Source organism: Rhodococcus sp. C3V (assembly GCF_029269915.1).
GTDB lineage: Bacteria > Actinomycetota > Actinomycetes > Mycobacteriales > Mycobacteriaceae > Rhodococcus_F > Rhodococcus_F qingshengii.
This window is the reverse complement of sequence record NZ_JARJBE010000054.1, coordinates 1-1,236: the sequence shown is the minus strand read 5'-3', so window position 1 is coordinate 1,236 and position 1,236 is coordinate 1. Positions and strand designations below refer to the sequence as shown.

The window sequence follows — 1,236 nt, the reverse complement described above, 5'->3', positions numbered from 1 at the left end:
TGGCATGACCCCCATCAAGTGAGCCGCAAGTTATGAGAATCCTTCCGCCCTGATCAAGGGCATGAAAGGCTACAACTCATGGCTGGACGTAAACGGCACACGCCCGAACAGATCATCCGAAAGCTGCGCCAAGGCGACGAACTCGCCGCCAAAGGCACCGACGTCGAGGAAATCGCCCGACAACTCGACGTTTCCGTGCCGACGCTCTACAACTGGCGCAAGCAGTACGGCGGCATGAAAGCCGACGACGCCAAAGAGTTCAAAGAACTCAAGAACGAGAACGTGCTGCTCAAGAAGCTCCTCGCCGAAGCCGAACTCGAAAAGGCGGCGCTCAAGGAGATCGCGAAGGGAAAATTCTGAGCCCGACCGCCAAACGAAACGCTGTGACGATGCTTCAGGAGACGATGGGGCTCGCGCAGCGTTTCGCGTGCAAGGTCGTCGGGCAACCGCGATCGACTCAGCGGAAAGAGCTTAGGAGGAACACCCCGGGCGATCCGGACGCGGATCTGCGGAAGTGGTTGCGAGACTGGGCCAAAGCCAACCAAAGAAAAGGGTTCCGCCGGGCGTGGGCGGACTTGCGTGCTGACGGTTGGGTGATCAACAAAAAGAAGGTTCAACGTCTCTGGCGCGAGGAAGGATTGCGGGTGAAGGTGCGCAAAATCCGTAAACGTGCCGGCGCCTCGACCACTCCGATCACCGAGGCAAACGCACCGAAAGTCGTGTGGGCGATCGACTTCCAGTTCGATTCGACGACGGACGGGAGGAAATTCAAGATCGCGTCGATGGTCGACGAACACACCCGTCAGTCGGTGCTCAACATCGTCGAGAGATCCATTCCGGCAGGGGATCTCGTCGCAGCCTTGGAGAAGTCGTTCACACTCTGGGATGGCCCGCCGCAAGTACTGCGGTGCGACAACGGCCCGGAGTTCATCTCCGAAGCACTCAGGACGTTCTGCGAGGATCGCATCGGTATCGGCTACGTTCCACCCGGTCAGCCGTGGAAAAACGGCTACATCGAGTCCTTCAACAACCGTGTCCGTGACGAATGCCTGAACATGAACGAATTCCACAGCGTCCTCGAAGCCCGAGTGGTCATCGAGGACTGGAAGGAGGACTACAACAATCGGCACCGTCATTCGCCGCTGGCGTACCGAACTCCGAATGAGTACGCTGCCAGCTGTATTCACACGCATTGATTCTCTGATAGCGAGTGGCTCATCAAATGGGGTCCTACCA

At 58.2% G+C, this 1,236-nt stretch carries 1 protein-coding gene and 1 pseudogene; both read left to right on the top strand.

What is annotated here, in order from left to right:
* Nucleotides 1-78: 78 nt before the first annotated feature.
* Nucleotides 79-246, top strand: a pseudogene (locus P3G66_RS31755) (transposase); the annotation flags it as partial.
* A complete protein-coding gene (locus P3G66_RS31750) occupies nucleotides 213-1,196 on the top strand; it encodes an IS3 family transposase (protein ID WP_276117880.1) in 984 nt (327 codons plus the stop codon). The pseudogene P3G66_RS31755 and the gene P3G66_RS31750, both read left to right, overlap by 34 nt.
* Nucleotides 1,197-1,236 lie beyond the last annotated feature (40 nt).